Consider the following 17,477-nt stretch of genomic DNA (forward strand, 5'->3'; position numbering starts at 1 on the left):
CACATTTCAGACACTATTCAGAATGGCTCTCGAGTTGTGTGATGCACAGGTGCGTTACACTATCAATACATCAATCATTTTAACTAAACTCTTTTATCAAAAAAACAACATTTTGTTCAGAGTTATTAATTTGATTTTTTATAAGATTATCGATGTCAAGGAAATCCGCGTTTACCTTCTCTATCTTTTCCTCTATAGAATTATACAATTCCTTATACGTTAAAAATTCATAGTCTACTCCGGCGAAACGAAGTAGTACATCGTTAATCTCTATTGTCAAATCCTTAAATCTTTCATCATGTTCATTTTCTATACCTGTAATTAATTCCCTAAAGTAAGGCTTGTATTTGTAACACTCGTTATAGGTCCGGATAAATTTATCTCTGTTTTTCTCCAAGCCAAGTAAAATAGCTTCGTTTTTAAGTACTTCATAATCGGTTTTTGCATCCAATCTATTTTTAATAAACCCAAGATAATCCCTTAATAAACTAGTCCATGCACCTTGCAAGTTGTAAAAAGCCGTTTTTGTTCTGTTTAAGTTATCTAACAACTCTTCCGCTTTATGCATTCTTACTTCTAGTAATATCCTATTTCTATCTTTTATGTCTTGCAACTCTAATTGCTTAGTTAATTGCATTTTGGCGATAAAATAAGCAGAAAAGGCTCCAACCATTCCCCCAATCATACTTAACACACCACCGCTTATTGCGGCCTTATTGGCGTTATCTACTCCTATAAATTGGATTAATAATGCCCAAATTGTTATAGCAAAGATTATTGCGGCCACTAAGGCAAAGCCTTCAATAAGTTTTTCTCTCAAATATTTCACCTCCATACTTACATAATACAATAAATATGGAAATAGCTCTATGTACCTCTAACGCAACTTACCTACTTCATGCCTTCAAAACCATACACCATATCAAGCCCTATCGTAAGCAGTTTTTGAGTTAAAGGTACATTTTTCCGAACAGGAAGCGTTACGCACTCCTTTTTGTATGGTGCACCTATGCATTGATCTTGTTTACCTGTGCATCACACAAAGTGAGAACAATTCAGAATAGTTCTCACTTTGTGTGATGCACAGGTCCGTATTTGAATTCACTCACCGCAGCAACCCCAAAACCGCTTCATGCCTTTGCTTATCATGCCCAGCCAGCGTCTGTCCCACCTGCGTCAACATCTGCAGTTTCGTACTGTTCATTAATTCCTTCGCTACATCCACATCTTCAATCCGACTCAGTGCAGCCATCATGCTTTCTTCTCCTACTCGCAAGTTCGCCGCAATATGCTCTAGGCTGTTCTCTGCAGCTCCGACGTTTCCGAGCTCTCCTAATATAAAGTTCATAGACCGGTCAATGATCTTGAGTCCTTTCTCCGCATGTTCAGCGGTGCGGACGCAGACAGCGCTCATGTCGACGAGCATGTTGTCGAAGGAAGCGATATTCAAGACTTTGCTGTTGCCCGAGTTACCGCCTACTTGGAAGGTGTAGGAATTGTCTTCGTAATGGATTCCTTGACGGATCTGGTAGTCGGCGCTCAGTGTGTTGCTTCCTGAGTAAAGTTGTACTTTGTTGTTGACGAGTGTGATACGACCGCCGCTAATTTCGTACTGGTCGTGTGAGAGCGCCTGGCCGTTGAGCCGAATCGTTTGCGAGTCAGGAACCAATTCTGCGTCGGGCATGGCTGTACCGGTTTCATGGTCACAATAAGAGTTGTCGTCTGTGAGCAGTGGATGGACCGGCAATTCCATAGTGAGCGGTTCTGTATGGAGCACGTCTACCGCATAGTTGATCTGGTTGTAAACCGCATTGGGTCTGGCATTCCCGACAAGTCGGACGATGCCCTGTTCGACTACGTATCCGTCGCCGTTCTCGTCTTCAGCCGGCTGGATTTCTGTGCCACTGACAAAGACTTTATGGACAGTCGAACCTGCAGGCACAGACCGACTTAAGGCTGTTTCAGGCACGGAAAAAATTTTGAATGAGCCTGCAGGAGAAGTAGCACTAGGACGGAAACTTCCATGCAGGGAAACTGTTCTCGTATCGGCATTAAATGTATAGCCGTTCTCAGCATCATACGGAACTTCATTCAGGCCTTGGAAGACTTTCAACCCTTTCGGTGCGTCGCTTCCTTCTTCAATCCCGTAAGATGTGCCACCAGCCGGGATCTGGATATCATAAGAATTATTGTAGAGATTCGTCGTCCCCGCTTCCGTTACGAAGGTGACAGAGATGTGCGGGTTGCTTATGGACTGATCGTTCGCGTCCGGCCGACTATTCCCATACACTTCAATAGTATTTGTCTGCTTATTATAATAAAAACCGTCTTGCTTCGTTTCGTCATAACTGATCGTCCTTCCGCCAATCGCGACACGCAAGGTAGATGGATAACCAGGGCTGTCTGCATCGTAAAGTTCCGGTGTGCCGCTCAGTTTGATTTCCAGCCTATCGTCCAGCTTATTCGGCTCTTGCTCTACCGCTACATAATGGACAGTATACTGGTCCCCGACGTTAGGTCGGCTATTGCCAAACAGCTCAATCGTATTGGTAGCAACATTGTATTGAAAACCATCCGTTGCCGAATAATCGATTTCTTCATTGCCCCGAAATACGCGGATCGAGTTGGGCGCGTCAGCTTGCCCGAGGTTGAACACTTCCGGCTTGATTCCTTTTAATTCGATGCCGTAAACTTCTTTTGTCGTCTGGCTGGTGTCTTTGATGTGTTCAATCCGCAGCAACTCGCCGTTCAGCATATCGGGGCGGCCATTTCCTCGGATGCTAATGCGCCGAGTGGCAGGGTCATATGTATAGCCGTCCACTTCGTCGTACGACAACTTTCGCGACCCTACATATACCGCAAGCGACTTGGGCAGTGATGAATCATTCGAATCAAGATTATAGGTATCGATTTCATCAGGCAGTACATATGTCTGCACTGTCCGGTCGGCATCACTGTCAGGAATATAGTGAATACTGACCGTTTCATTAAATGCAGGACGCAGATCACCGTAGAATTCAGCTCTGCCGGTTGTTTGGTCAATGTAGACACCGGTTGTACTCTCTGCGTCTGCTGGCCGTTCAGATAAAAATTGCTCTTTAGTGACAGTACGGTTCCCTACTCTGATTTGAAGCGAGCCCGGTCCCTCTTCTCCATGCACATTATACAATTGAGCAGAACCCGGGATAGATTCCGTGTGAAAAGGCTCTCCGCTCCCCCGCACATAATCAACTGTATAGTAATCCTGTGCATCATCTTCACTGTTCGGATCAAATCCAAGAATTGCGTCTCTGTGAAAGGTGATCTTGTCTCCGTTCACCGTATAGTATCCACTGTCAGGCGGTGAACCAGTACCGTCCCAGTACAGAAGCCGCTGCGATCCGCCGTCTGTCACTTTGTGCACGATGAGCGAGGCATTCTGTTCATTCATCCGGTATAGATCCGGTGTCCCGCCAATGGATAACGTATTATAGATGGGCGGAAGGTTCAGTTTATCGGTGTTCGGGATAACTGTTACAGGAGAGCTGATATGGCCATTCTTTCCAATCACTACCTTGGAAATATTGCCGTCAGTATCCGAAAACGCAAATGAAATATCTCCCTGCGGATCTGTGCCGGGCGCAAAGTTGTACCCTTGCAGACCGTCGATCGCATTGAAATTTGAATATGTGGCTGCCGTCGACCAGTTGCCTCCAGACTGCTTTTGAAGATACAGTGAAGAACCCGCGTTCTGTAGTCGGTAATCTCCCGCTATTTTGCGCGAAGCAGCCGTTGTCATGGATGACTCCGCTGCCACGGGCTCTGTGCTCCCGTCTGCGCGTACACTGTAAGTCCCATCGTCTCTGGATGACTGGAAAATAATATTTCTGCCGTCAGCTGACCATTGCGGCTTGTGATCCAGCACTGTCGTCACTTTTGCCTTCTGAGGCACGAAAGAAACACTGTCATTTATAACTGCAGAATCCGACTGTACCCTTTCTGTCCAAGCATATTTTTTCGGTTCAGACTCTACTGTATTGATGCCCGTCAGCGCATTCCCCGAAGACTGAACCGTCTGTGCAGACCGATTCACCGATACACTCCGGGCTGCGGTCCCATACTCCCCCGGCGTCGTATTCGTCAGCACTTTATGCGTATTAAACTCCGTATTGTGCACAATATCTCGCAAATTCTTCTTCAGCTCATCCACTTCATTCTGAATAATGAGCGTATCCGGGGAACTATGACCCGATTCCGTATCCGTGTTCGTCCCGTTCATCGCCTGAATCGTCAACTCTCGGATCCGCTGCACCACATCCGTTATTTCTTGCATAGCCGCATCCGCTGTTTGGACAAGCGACTGCGCGTCCTGCACATTCTGCAGTGCCTGACGGGATCCACGTTGCAACGCTCGCAACTTCTCACTCATCGCCAAACCCGAAGCATCCACTGCAGCAGACGTAATCCGCTTCCCGCTAGACAGCTTCCCCATCGATTTCTCCAAACGCTCATTCGCTTGATTCATATTTCGCTGTAAACCAAACGATCCGTTTTTGATGAGCATCATTTTTAGTCCTCCACGCGTTTGATATGTTTTATTATTGTTGAGTATGTATTTGTGTGTGTATGATTAACATAGGTATTATATCGGTTGAAAATGGAGAGTTTTTACTTTTGGAGAGATTTAGTAGGAGGCTAACTAAAGTAGAGGCTACTGAGGATAATTTTTGAGCGCCTGTATGCGAAACGTTCATGTTCGTTTTTTATACAAGCATCTGTGACTTACGGGCGTTTAACTTGTGAGACTGCCGAAGCATGGCCAGCACTTGCATAAAAGCAAGAGATCTCGTCTCCTATCCATCTTTCAAAATCAACTGAATCACTAGCACATTTCATATATTCTGTTCTGTATCCCGAATTAACGAGTTAGACTATCTTTCAAAAATCTTCAATTAGAGCGGATGAAATGAGTAGAGCCCAGGCATATAGTTTTCTTCAACATTTTAATTCAGGATAGACTCCAGAGATTTTTCCATTCCCTCCTATTACTCTCTCAAAGAGTTCTTCACAAACTGTAAACTCTTGGAAGATGTGATCATTTAGTTCTTGTTAGATAAGATGGACCAAGACTATAGCTCATCCAATATTTATCTTTACATTACATGATTCAGCATACTATTCACACAGGCATCCTTCACTAAAGGAAAAATCATAGACCTTCCACTTCCTTAGAAATGGATATCCTTAAAGACCTGATAATTGAACGACACAAACTTAAAAGTAGAACCATTTTTGATTAGTTTGCCTCGATAATAGACAACTACTGTTTTGTTTGTGTCTAGGTGATTTTTCACATCTGATACAGACTTATTCTTGGATATCGATTTTATATTAGAGTAAACTTTAGGCAATTTACTGTTGAGAAATTCAATTTCCAGCATATCTTTGCCGAAATCAGCGGTTCTAATAACCGCTTCCCCGTAAATAATTCGCATACATCCATACGGAATAAAATTAGCTTTGCTTTGGATAAATAAATCATTCAATGATATTTGTTCTTTTTCAATAGCGACGATTTGGGAATCGTTGTCCACTGTAGCATCTTCAAATAAATTTACGAAGCTGGCAATGGGATAAACGTGTCTTGCTTCGCTTTTCTTCTTAGTAGTCGGGCTGGTGGATTGATTCATTCTCTCACCAGTGAATTCAGTTTTCATATCCGTTTTATCTTGGCTTTTTGCTTTACCCATCGACTTCGTCATCTTGATCATTCCGTTTTTCCGAATAGATTCTTTGGCAAGGTTACTTTCGAGTTTTTCCTGCTCTTTAATTTCCTTTGTCGATAATTCACTGCAACCAATGACATGCAGCTCGTCTTGAGATGAAGGCGTGAAATAGTATCGTACCCCTTTTCGGTTCCAGTTGGTACAAGTCATATGAATTTGACAGTTCGAATCGCTGCATTGAAACGCCCGCATATCGTACAATTCTCCCTTAATCGAATAATCACTCGCTTGTTTTGCACTTATGTCTTTTTTCAATTCTATACTGTAAGCACGCTCCGCCACATTACCCCTCCTCAATTTTTTGTGCTGCTTGTAAAAATAAGCCGGACTGTTAAAAAAACAAATTTACCTGTGTATCAAACAACTCAGAATAGTGTCCGAGTTGTTTGATGCACAGGTAGACAATTTTTTCCCTGTTGCTGAACTTCAGTTTATTGTCGTTTAGCGCACCTGTATCATACAACTCAAGAACTATTTAGACTAGTGTCGGAGTTGTGTGATGCACAGGTGCACAATATTTATTTGATAAAACAATTACTTCTTTGTTTACATCCTCATCTACCAAAAAAACATTTTTCCCTGTGTAGTATAAAACTCTAGAACGATTCTGAGTTTTTTCAGAGTTATGCAATACATAGGCATGATATTTTAATTTCTTCAAGCAAGCCTGAGGCATATCAGAAAAGAACTCTATTCCTCCCACCAATCAAAAGACTCATACCATTGAATCCGTTCAGGCAAATGTGCATATTTAATTTTTACAAACGGAAATTTAGCATCAAAGCTAGTTTTCATCAGCTGGATTAGCTGCGGATCAAATATCTTTGTTTTGTCACGCAAGATATTTTGTCGGAGAATTGTTAAAGATAAAAGAATATGATCCAAGTTATCAAATTCATTTATGGTCTCTTGAGCCAAAAGTACATAATCATCTGGGCAAATCGATGGAAGTCTGGACCATACTTGTAAAATCAGCGGATAGAACTCTTCATGATCGTGGTTCGTTAACAATCGGATTCGCTGTTTCATTTGATGGAATACAAAGTTAAAAATATCTTGCGCCTCCGGTACTTTTTGATTTTGATGCATCCATTCGGCTGACATGGCCCCGCATATCAGCAAGTGGACAGCCTTCTTGTTAAGCGCATAAATGAGGTCCGGCTGAACTCTCCATCCTTCAGTCTCCGCATTTATTGCTTTCATGGCTTCTGCTAATTTTTTTTGAGAATCCAAAAATTCACTTAAGATTCCTCCCATTAGCCAAAGCAAGAGAAAATCATCTTGGTTTTTATTCAGTTCAGTGTGCCAATAGAATCTTTCTCGTAACAACAATTCTAAATAAGCATCCCATAATAAATTGGTAGATTCACTTTCCAAATTGCTATCTTTTTCGTAAAGAAATAATGTAGCAGAGATTAGAGAACTTTCGGTTATCGGTTTATTTAAAATGCTATGAACTTTAATTTCCTCATCATCCACCAGCCTACTTATAAAAACCTTTCTAACAGTAGAATGTATATGATCGTTATTGTTTCCTCTTATAGATATTGTCTGCAATATATTAATAGCTAGCTGAGTGCCCCTTGTTTCTTCCGAATCTATAAGCACAGTTCCAATATCTGTTATCCGTTCAGGCAGTTCTTGCTGTTTCCACTTTTCTAATTCCTTTTTATTCTCTTTTGCAAATTCCTTATCTGCTTCATTGGCTGTCCATCTGTCACTTGAATACTTTTCCAAATTTCCAGTAATGTGCTTTGCAAGATCGAGATACTTCCAAATCAGTAAAGCCGATAATTCTTCGCAGCTTTGCTTCAAACTAATTTCAAGCAGTTCAATAAGTAAGTCGAAATCTAAATAGGCTTCTAAAACTGCGTCTTTCAGTTGCAAAAACGGTAATTCACTTAGCCATTTCACCCAAATACTTTTATCACAACGAAACAGTAAAGTGCTTTTGAGTTCTATAATGGGTTTGTGTATAAATTCGTTGTCGAAACGCAGAGTATTGTTAACAAATTCCCAAGTGTTGGGGGAATCGTTTTTCTTACTCTCCATACTTTCGCTAAATCCACTCCAGTATTGTTTATCATGGTACAATCCCCACGTATTTGTTAATTCGAGAGGATCAGTGAAATTTGGTAATTGGGCTAACTCATTTTCATTCTTTTGGATACTTTCAATCGGCAAGTATTGCATCCAAGTTTGTGCAAGTATATGGTTCTCGCATATTCGTTCAAAAAGTATTTCCCATGTTACGAAATCAGCTCCTGAATTTTCAGCCAATATCTCCCCAAACCAGCTCAATACCGTCTCCATTTCAGCTTCTCTTGGAAACATAATGTCTGTTCCGTCTTTCAGCCATTCTTCTACTATCTGAATATGATAATTTGTTTCGCTACTTAAAGACGATTCAAATACAAACGGGTCTAATTTATCTTCAAACAAATGATTTATAATCCGCTGTACGCTTTTTAAAATGGCATCTCGCCAGACTTTGACATCATATTGCGCTCTATATTCACTACGCTTCTTTTCCAGTTCAATTCTATGGTGCATAACTGAATAATGATTTAATGATAATCTCTCGTCTCTAATCATAATCGCCCTCCGATTAAAGTTATAGCACTTTGAGTATTTTGATGGTTCCATACGTCTCTAAATTTCTCTTCAATTAAACTTTTCGCGTCCTCTTGCAGTATTTGATGGATAGAGGTGGAAGTTAGTCTTCTTCGATGATGCTGAATCGAGGCGCCGACCGAATACACATGCTTATCCACAAATAAATAACGATCGTGAAAGGCGCCTTTCTCTTCGTTAGGATTGGTATTATAAATCCTTAATTCCAACTTAAATTGAGCACTTTGTTGAACTGAAGAAATACCGGCAATAAATTCCTCAGTTTTCAAAGGTATTTTTGTCTTAATGTCATCGCTTGTCAAGATACGGATATCCACTTCTTTACTCACATCTTCAAATAGCACTTCATCTCCAGCACGAACATAAGGATCCCACACCCAAATTCGTTCTTTTGATTCCGTTACAAATTTCTTGTAAACTGCTGGCGGCTTTACAGCTTCCATAAAATGATCAAAATACCAAAGTCCCGAGGCTGTAGAACAATTCAATTCTTGCCCTTTCGGGGTACTCAGTTCTGCTTCTCCTCCGGGTTTTAGCACGTTACTCATCAGCATCTGCCTCTTTCGTTCTTGCACTAATCCACTCTTCTAAAGAAGGTGATTCTTTAAGCCAGCTATCAACTTGTCGCTGAATATGTCGGGGATCAGGCACTTTAAATAAAGTCGTGGCTTTCGATCCGTACTCATTGAGAGAGCTTCCTAAGATATAGACAATCTCATCAATAATCAAAAATCTGTCATGGAGAGGACTTTTCTTTCTGCCTTTTAAAACCCGGCACTCTATTCGCAAGCTTTTATCGTGTTTACTCAGCTGACTGATTGCAGAGTGAAGCAGTTCTCCATTTACATATCCGTCGCTTGCTTTTTCTGTCAGGTGTTTTGCTGACCCTAATAACTGAATATCCGCATTCCTGCTTCGGACATGCGTAGCAAACCTCACGACATCCTTGCCAGATAAATAAGGATCACAAATCACACACCTCTCACGGGTTCGAGATATCAGCTCACGAATAATTTCCGTTGCCTTTTGCTTAGAATCTTCATTGTTTCCTGGAAAATAAATGAATTTTCTTTGACTTTCAAGTTGATTCATCATCCTGCTCTCTTCAGCACTGGCAAGCTTTTGATGAAGAGATTGTTCTTTATCTTGCAAAATGTCTATATTGTCACTGGAAAATGTTTTAACTTCAAACTGTTCTTTTGCGGTGCCATCTTCTCCAGTTACCTGAATTTTACGAGTTGGCCCCGCTAATTGCATATTCACATGTATATTCATTAAAAAGTGCGAAGCCTCCTCACTAATCAGGACGCCTTCCGGGCTAAATATCCTTACTCTCAGTTTTTCTGGCGAATACGGAATTGGGATCATATGGACTGTTTGTTCAATAGAAATTTTTTTAACAAAACCCTGTCCTCCTCTTCTTTCATCAACCAGCTCAATTTCTCCGCCTTTTAGATCCATTCCATGACGTAAATAAAATTCAACAATGACAGCTGTTTGTTCATGATGTAATCGAATAGAATGATTGCGCAAGTAAGGATTTGGCATAGAAAATAAAAAAGAACCTATATATTCTTGATACTTGATCAAATCTACAAATAAAACCTCCTTAATAGCAGCCGTTATCTTTCCTAAGTTTTTATGACCTATTCTATTTAGAGCCGAGCCATTGACATCCATTAATGAGGACACACGCTGGTCAACAGGACGTTTCGGTAATATGTTGGAAAGCGCACGGTCATCAGGATGTAAATTGCTCGAGATCAGCAATGGGACTTCTTTGGGTGGTTCTAGCTCTAAATGTCCAATTGCCGGGAACTTTAACTCCCTTCCTTCAATTACTATTGTCTGGAGATTTTCATTACCTCTAAAAAACTCTAATGCTTCGATTGGAGATAAGTCGTACTTTCTTGCAATATATAAACTCATATTTTTATTAATTCTTTTACAATAAATAAGATCTTCGTTATTTGGCAAAATCGCTTCGGAAATCGGCTGCTCTTTTGGACATATTTCAATGACAGTGAGAATATTTAAATTTTGGCCAGATACTTTATCACGTATCCACGCTACTGTTATTTCCGTTCGATCGTATAAAGATAATTCAGGAAGTAACATCTGTAACATCTCCTCTTCACTTTTAATTACCTGTGCGTCACACAATTCGAATACACGGCACGCTTGACTATCAAAGTCCAGTGGAATTCAGATTAAAGACCTTATAAATGGTGTCCAGTTTAGTGTTGACAATCCTTCCTACATATGTTGTGTAATGCATAATAAAACAGTACCGCCCTATTTAAATCAACTGCTACATTCAATGATTTACTTTTTCAAGATAAATGATAAACGTGTAGATGATAACTTACACGTCTAAATAATTCTGCAACGACTCAATTGCAGCCTTATGCCCCTCGATCTGCTTCTCTAACTCCAACGTTTCTTCCCCACTTAGCCGAAACCTCGAAGCATACTTCGCAATCTCTTTCATCTTATACAACCGCTTCTCTATCTCTTCCAATATCCGATCCTGCTGCTTAACCTGCTCAAGTTGTTCTTTCAACCGTTCGAGTTCTTCTGAATGATCCGCCATTTGCTACTCCTCCTTTACACTTACATGTCAGTTCAATTATCAGATTATAATTAGCTATTACCCTTCCACTATTATATAATAAGAACATGTATTCTTATCTTATAGGAGGGCTCGCTATGACGATTGGAACATTGAAGTACTCTACTCATTCACGATCTTACGGCTTTTTACTTGAAGATGGTAATGCTGCAAAGGAGCAATACACCGCCAATTGTAAAAATAGTAATCAGAAAATAAATTCGCTACCTTTTTCTACAAAAAAATTAAACAGCTTGCTATGTGCATTGTTGCTCGGCAGTGGACGTATTATTTCTTCCTCAACTAGCCATAAGTATTTCCGCTTCACATTCCATACAAAGCATACTGAATGGGCTCATTCCTGTAATCAACAGTTACAAGCCTATTTACCGAACTTCGTTATAAAGAAAGAACAAACTACGGATACACGAAGTAAACTCGGCTTCACAGAGCGTGTAGTGATCGAATCTGCTCCCTGTGCGACTGCTGATGCGTTATACTCCGATTGGTATCAGAACAGCTTCAAGGGTATACCTCTCGATTTTGTCAAACAGCATATGACCGATCAAACTCTCACGTGGTGGTACCAGGACTGCGGTCACTTGAAAGTGAAAGATAATGGAACGCTCGAGAAGCTGATTCTTTCTACTGAGCAATGGACTGACGAAGAGCTTCGGTTACTGCAATATGTAATGAATAGTAAATTTAATTTGCTGTTCGCGATAGATGGACAGAAGAGATTAATACTCTATGACCAATTGCAAATCAAATACTTCCTAAGTATAGTAACGCCTTGGATCCATCCCTTGTTCGCTTATAAAGTAAAAGACCTAGCAGTTCACAAACCAGTTTCAAAACGAACAACTATACGACTGCCCAACCAAATATCTATTCCTGCACCTACAAAAGAAATCAATCAAATGATTCAGCAATACGCCTCTTCTATCCAAGTAACGAGCAACAACTTCCAAAGATTAAATTACGCGAGGCAAGAGAACAATGAATCTACACGCTATCAAGTGAGCCTGACTGAAGAAAATCAACACGCTCTATGCTCTGTCCAAGCTTCGACAGGTTTAACGTTGGGTGAGATTGTGCAAGAGTGTTTCCATCAGCATAACAGCATATCACCGCGACCGCTGAATACGTTAGATGATCTTTCGACTACACAGCAAAGTATTATGCTGGGATCAATTATTGGAGATGGCATGCTGACACATCTCCCTACAAAAACCAAAGGAATCAGAAGTAGTTATTATGAACATTTTTCTATCAAACAATATGACTACCGTGCCTGGAAAGTAATGAAGCTTCATCCTTACCTTACATTTAATCTTGAAGCTACTGTGATCAATTCAAAAATCGAGAATTTATGGAGTAACTTGCAAGCTGAGTTTTATAGCAAGAAAAATGAATATAATAGAAGAACCAAACGTTTGCCGCCAAACCAACTCGACAATTTAACTAATGTGCATAGTCTTGCAACAATCTATATGGATGATGGATCGTTACTGCTAAGCACTCGAGTGAATCATAATCATAAAAAGATTTATATTACTCCTCACATAGCTCTCTATTTACAATGCTTCACATTTGATGAATTGTCATTACTAAAAGAACAAATTAAAAAATTAACTACTGCTGAATTTATCCTCACAAAAACTCCGAGTGGCAATGGTTACTATTTACGTACGAGTAAAACAGCGGATACATTATTATTTCTACAGGATATAGAACCCGCAGCAATTACCTGTCCTTCAATGAGTTATAAAACGAATTGGCATTACCGCTACTATATCGAGAAACAAAGATGGCATAAAAAATATGAAGACTATCAACTACTGACTAGCTCCAGGGAACGTAGACTGCCTTATACTTTGCATGAAATACAAACGATCAAACAGATGAAACAATCTGGTAACACCGACCAACAAATAGCTGATGCACTTGGTCGTAGCTATTGGTCAATAGTTTACAAAATTCGTGAACTGCGAAATCGAAAAACATTATAGAAAAGAGACTTCTCGTAAGAAGTCTCTTTTATAGTTCTTATTAACCATTAACGTAATAGTTGTAGTACGCCCTGAGGCTGTTGATTTGCTTGCAACTAGTCCTATTGTCTCTAATAGGGTCAGACTATATCTCCATCCTTGAACCTAAATACCTAGGATGCTGGGCACTTCGAATGTCATTTGACACCCTACGGATTTCATCGTCATAGCGATTTGCCTTAGACGGTATATCCTAGTCGTTGAACCTTCTCCAGAGTTTCCTCACAGGAGCTTGGCTGCTGATTGTCCAATTCCACTTTTTTTCAACCGTTCACGTTTGCCGTTTCCAGCTGCGTTGTCGGAAAGTGGACTTCAGGAGGTTCCAGCAATTCACCCAGTTATGCGTCCTATCCGTTACCGAATAGGCGTCCCTGAACCGTTTATCGAAGGAGTTGTAATACTCCGTTCGGAAGCTGGTTCGATTGAGAAAGCATTGCTTGTGCTGCTTGAGTTAAGATGTTGTTCTTCGTAAAGTCCATCATCTCTTTCGCCATCGTGCGAACATTAGCTTTCACTAATGACTAGACTATATCTTCACCCTCCGCTATCGGTAGGGGCCGGGCACTTCGGATTCACAAACTACTCAGTCTTGTGTTTCCTACGGATTTCATCATCATAGCTTATGCCTTAGATGGTCTATCCTAGTCGTTGAACCTTCTCCACTCTTTCGAGACAGGAGCTTGGCTGCTGATTGCCCAATCTGTTCTTTTTTCAAGCATTCACGCTGACCGTTTCCAGTTACGTTGTAGCAAGAACAGTTTCAGGGGTTTCCAGCAATTCACCCGGTCGTACTCTCTGACCGTTACCAGTCAGGACGACTGTGTCTTTCACTTCTTACGCAGCTAAGACATAATCCACGTCACGGATGCGTGATTCCGCAGACGTTAAGTTTTCAGAAGAAGTTCCGAGATTGTTGATTGTGTGTTCTAGACGATTTTGTGTGGCACCTAATTTTGAGCGTTCACCTGATACTTGATCAATTGCTGATTGGATCTTAGTTACTGCTGCTGCAGCATTATCATGTGTAGAAACATCAAGGGCTTGTTCTGTAATAGTACTTGATGTTCCATCAGTAACACCAAGTCCAGCTCCAGTACCTGCATTAGTAAGCCCTAGTGCACTCGCACGCATATCAGAAATATCCACTTTCAAACTTTGATTTTCATTGGCACCTATTTGGAAATTCAGTACGTTAGTATCATCAAAGTCGCCCTCAGTTGTCGTTACTACGCCAGTAATATCTGTAGCGCCTGAAAGATCTGCTGTCAAACCTTCAGAAGATGCATTTTTGTTAGTTTCAATTGTAACTATACCTGCATTATTAGTTGCAGTAAATTTAGCGGACAATTCAGCATCATCATTAATTGCAGCTGCGATGTCATCACCAGTATCTGAAATGTTATTATTAAAAGTTATTTCTTTGCCCATTACAGTGACTTTTCCACCTGTCATGTCTGTTAAATCTACTTCTATATTGGACTTAGATGTATACTGAGACGCTTTATCTCCATTCAACAGTTTCTGGGTATTAAACTCTGTAGCATTACCGATACGATTTACTTCGGAAGTTAGTGAATTTAATTCTTTTTGAATTTCTTTACGGTCATTCCCCGTATTTGTATCATTACCTGCTTGAACAGCTAATTCACGCATACGCTGTAGAATATCGTGTGTTTCGTTCAAAGAACCCTCAGCTGTTTGGATTAAAGATATTCCATCCTGTGAGTTTTTTTGAGCCATATCCAAACCGCGGATCTGTCCACGCATTTTCTCAGAGATTGCTAGTCCAGCTGCATCATCTCCTGCACGGTTGATCTTTAGACCCGAAGACAACTTCTCAATGTTGTTAGCTGCTGCTGCGTTGTTTGAACCTAGTTGGCGGTGCGTATTCATTGCTGCCATGTTGTGATTGATAATCATTATAATTTCCTCCTTGAGTGTTTGTTGGGTACACGTCCTTGTGTCCCTTATTTGTTTTACGGTTTTGAGCACCGGCCGGACGCTCTCTGCCGCTTACACTACTAATATCGGATGCGTGACTAGAGTGTTTAGTAGTTTATTGAAATCTTTTTCAATTTATTTGAAATGTGGAGATTAAGTGACTTGTATTGGTTATTGTGATGACGTCACCATGTTTTATTTGTTATCCTTCAAGTTTTTATACCAGTCCAGATCTAGCGTCAATGATTCAGTATTCGTATCTTTAATAGACTGAATGAGTTCACCCCGTACAATTTCTACTGACTTAGGTGCTTCAATCCCTACCCGTACCGTGTCACCTTTTACTTCCAAAATCTTCACTTCTATATTATCTGCGATTTTAATCGTATCGCCCGCTTTGCGTGAAAGTACTAACATGTTATTCACTCTTTCCGCTAGTTGTTTTTTCTTTCATTTTATCCAATTTCTTTTCATCTATTGGATGTTTGATAAGATAGCGCTTATCATTTAATACCATTTGTTTGGCTTTTCTGTTGTTTGTTTGGAACAGTAGTGGTGCTTGTAAGTTAATTGTAGAATCTTCAAATGGTTCTCTAATGAAGACAATTCCGAGTACCATTAAGTCTTCTGGGCTTTTCACTTCTAGTAAATCGACTGTTGGTTCATCTACTTTGATGTCATAGCCTTCTACGAACTTGTATGGATTCGCTACGACGAATGCAACACCAGCTTCTCTAGTCGACTGCATGATTTGAAATTCCTGATTATCACCGATTGGCAATATGACGAATTCTTCTTCCTCTTCGAATCCTGGAAGTCCTTTTGGGAAATGCCATGCTTTAGATAGATCTACTTCTATTTTACCGTGGAACTTGGTTTGGATTTCTTTTAGTTGTTGTGTCACTAGATTTCTCTCCTTTTTAACATATTGCTAGTTGATTACTCATCGTTCTATTTCTATTCATTAAACTTTCCAATCAATTTGTATAGATCCGTATTGTTGCATCTCTACAGATACTTTACCAGGCGTATAGTTATGGATTGGTTTATTTATTTGCGCATCGATTTTCGGTTTCTGTGGAGTTACGTTGATGTCCAGTGAACCAGGCGTAATACCTGTTTTGATTTTTGTTCGATCCCCTACGAATTTCACTTGCAGTTCCGCCATCGGTTTCTCTGTGTTCTGTTTTACGATATCCGCTATCGTTGAACCGTTTTCAATTTTCATGAGTTGCTGACCTTCTTGTGCACGGCGAGCTGCGCCTTCTTGTACTTTCTGCATGCCGTATTGAGCATTTTCAGTTGTTCGACGGAATACGCTTTTCATATCGATGTCTGCCCGATTTTCTGTTGTATCGAGTGATAGTTGCGGTCGGGTTGTTGACATTTCGAGAATAGCCGCAGGTTGTTCAATACTCAGTGTAGCTCTTGGTTGTTGGATTTCTTGAACAGGTTTCGTCACTTGCAGATCAATCTTTGCCGGTGTGGTTTGAATTTGAAGCTGTGGAATGTTCACTTCTATCACTCCCTTACTTTCTTATATAAAAATAGCGGACACTTGCTTAGTGTCCGCCACATCTTTTAGCGTAGGAAATCCATTAAAGAAGGCTGCATAATTCTAGCGCCAACTGACAATGTTGCACGATGGATCGATTCTGATGTAATCAAATCCGTAATCGTTTTTTCATAATCAACGTCTTCGTTTTGAGAACGTTGTTTCTTCGCTGCACCTTCTTGCATTTCGAGACGATTGTTCATCAGTTCTGCACGGTTGGAACGGGCGCCGATGTCTGCGCGTTTTGAAAGAACGACATCCAAATGGCCATCGATATCACCAATCATTTTACCGAAACTTTCAGTACCTGAAGAACCTGTTGCCGTTAGATCTTTTACCTTAACAAGCATATCATCGATTTCTTTAAACATAGAGCTTACATCGGTACTGACTCGTAAGTTTATACCGTCGAATACTTCTATTTCTACGTTTTTAGAAAATGAATCTCCATCTTCAAACGTACCCTTATCCTTATTAAAAAGTGGTTGATCCGTCATACTGCCGCTGAATATATGCTTATCGCCAACTTTAGTATTGGCCATATCTTGCAAGTGTTCACGGAGCTGACCGATTTCTGTTTCTATCGCTTTCCTATCTGTCTCTGTCATCGCACCCGTGTTGGAAGCATTGGTAGCCAGCTCTTTCAAACGATGTAAAACTTGTCCTACTCCATCCAACGCATCATCCGAACTATCGAGCCAGTTATTCACTTCGCCCATGTTCTTTTGGAATTGCTCTACCTTGTCGACCTGCATGCGGTAGCCCATACCTTTCATGACCGTTACCGGATCATCGGAGGGACGGGTTACTTTCTTGCCTGTATTCAATTGTTCCTGCAGTTTGCCCATTTTATCATAGCTGCTCGATAAGTTACGCAGCATATTTTGAGAGAGCATCGATTGTGTTACACGCATGAAGAT

Annotated in this window: 13 protein-coding genes and 1 pseudogene; 1 reads left to right on the forward strand and 13 read right to left on the reverse strand. The window is 40.6% G+C overall.

Annotated elements, in window-relative coordinates; all coding sequences use genetic code 11:
* Nucleotides 1-79 precede the first annotated feature (79 nt).
* From CSV61_RS06705 to CSV61_RS06735, 7 genes are all read right to left on the reverse strand, one after another.
* A complete protein-coding gene (locus CSV61_RS06705) occupies nucleotides 80-820 on the reverse strand; it encodes a hypothetical protein (RefSeq protein ID WP_099638572.1) in 741 nt (246 codons plus the stop codon).
* Nucleotides 821-1,105: 285 nt separating this feature from the next.
* Nucleotides 1,106-4,546, reverse strand: a complete 3,441-nt coding sequence (locus CSV61_RS06710; protein WP_099638573.1) for a flagellin — start codon at nucleotides 4,544-4,546, stop codon at nucleotides 1,106-1,108.
* Nucleotides 4,547-5,207: 661 nt separating this feature from the next.
* On the reverse strand, nucleotides 5,208-6,047 hold the full coding sequence (locus tag CSV61_RS06715; protein WP_099638574.1) for a hypothetical protein: 840 nt from the start codon (nucleotides 6,045-6,047) through the stop codon (nucleotides 5,208-5,210).
* A 408-nt stretch (nucleotides 6,048-6,455) separates the two neighbouring features.
* Complete coding sequence (locus CSV61_RS06720) at nucleotides 6,456-8,360, reverse strand: hypothetical protein (protein WP_099638575.1); 1,905 nt, start codon at nucleotides 8,358-8,360, stop codon at nucleotides 6,456-6,458.
* Complete coding sequence (locus CSV61_RS06725) at nucleotides 8,357-8,947, reverse strand: hypothetical protein (RefSeq protein WP_099638576.1); 591 nt, start codon at nucleotides 8,945-8,947, stop codon at nucleotides 8,357-8,359. The genes CSV61_RS06720 and CSV61_RS06725 overlap by 4 nt, the downstream gene beginning before the upstream one ends.
* Nucleotides 8,940-10,517: a VPA1262 family N-terminal domain-containing protein gene (locus CSV61_RS06730; protein ID WP_099638577.1), complete on the reverse strand. Its 1,578-nt coding sequence runs from the start codon at nucleotides 10,515-10,517 to the stop codon at nucleotides 8,940-8,942. The genes CSV61_RS06725 and CSV61_RS06730 overlap by 8 nt, the downstream gene beginning before the upstream one ends.
* 247 nt (nucleotides 10,518-10,764) lie before the next feature.
* Nucleotides 10,765-10,992: a hypothetical protein gene (locus CSV61_RS06735; protein ID WP_099638578.1), complete on the reverse strand. Its 228-nt coding sequence runs from the start codon at nucleotides 10,990-10,992 to the stop codon at nucleotides 10,765-10,767.
* 116 nt (nucleotides 10,993-11,108) lie between these two features.
* On the opposite strand from CSV61_RS06735, the gene CSV61_RS06740 reads away from it, so the two are divergent.
* On the forward strand, nucleotides 11,109-13,022 hold the full coding sequence (locus tag CSV61_RS06740) for a hypothetical protein (protein WP_158233790.1): 1,914 nt from the start codon (nucleotides 11,109-11,111) through the stop codon (nucleotides 13,020-13,022).
* Between the two features lie 419 nt (nucleotides 13,023-13,441).
* Here the strand turns inward: CSV61_RS06740 and CSV61_RS06745 are convergent.
* The 6 genes and pseudogenes from CSV61_RS06745 to flgL form a co-directional block, all read right to left on the reverse strand.
* A pseudogene (locus tag CSV61_RS06745) lies at nucleotides 13,442-13,555 on the reverse strand (flagellin); the annotation flags it as partial.
* Between the two features lie 340 nt (nucleotides 13,556-13,895).
* Entirely contained in the window at nucleotides 13,896-14,981 is a 1,086-nt protein-coding gene (locus CSV61_RS06750) for a flagellin N-terminal helical domain-containing protein (protein WP_099638580.1), read from the reverse strand.
* Nucleotides 14,982-15,197: 216 nt separating this feature from the next.
* Nucleotides 15,198-15,419: a carbon storage regulator CsrA gene (csrA, locus tag CSV61_RS06755; protein ID WP_099638581.1), complete on the reverse strand. Its 222-nt coding sequence runs from the start codon at nucleotides 15,417-15,419 to the stop codon at nucleotides 15,198-15,200.
* Nucleotide 15,420: 1 nt separating this feature from the next.
* A complete protein-coding gene (fliW, locus tag CSV61_RS06760; RefSeq protein WP_099638582.1) occupies nucleotides 15,421-15,906 on the reverse strand; it encodes a flagellar assembly protein FliW in 486 nt (161 codons plus the stop codon).
* A 60-nt stretch (nucleotides 15,907-15,966) separates the two neighbouring features.
* Complete coding sequence (locus tag CSV61_RS06765) at nucleotides 15,967-16,518, reverse strand: DUF6470 family protein (RefSeq protein WP_099638583.1); 552 nt, start codon at nucleotides 16,516-16,518, stop codon at nucleotides 15,967-15,969.
* Nucleotides 16,519-16,583: 65 nt separating this feature from the next.
* Complete coding sequence (gene flgL, locus CSV61_RS06770) at nucleotides 16,584-17,471, reverse strand: flagellar hook-associated protein FlgL (RefSeq protein WP_099638584.1); 888 nt, start codon at nucleotides 17,469-17,471, stop codon at nucleotides 16,584-16,586.
* Nucleotides 17,472-17,477 lie beyond the last annotated feature (6 nt).

It is taken from the genome of Sporosarcina sp. P3 (genome assembly GCF_002743415.1).
GTDB classification, from domain to species: domain Bacteria; phylum Bacillota; class Bacilli; order Bacillales_A; family Planococcaceae; genus Sporosarcina; species Sporosarcina ureae_A.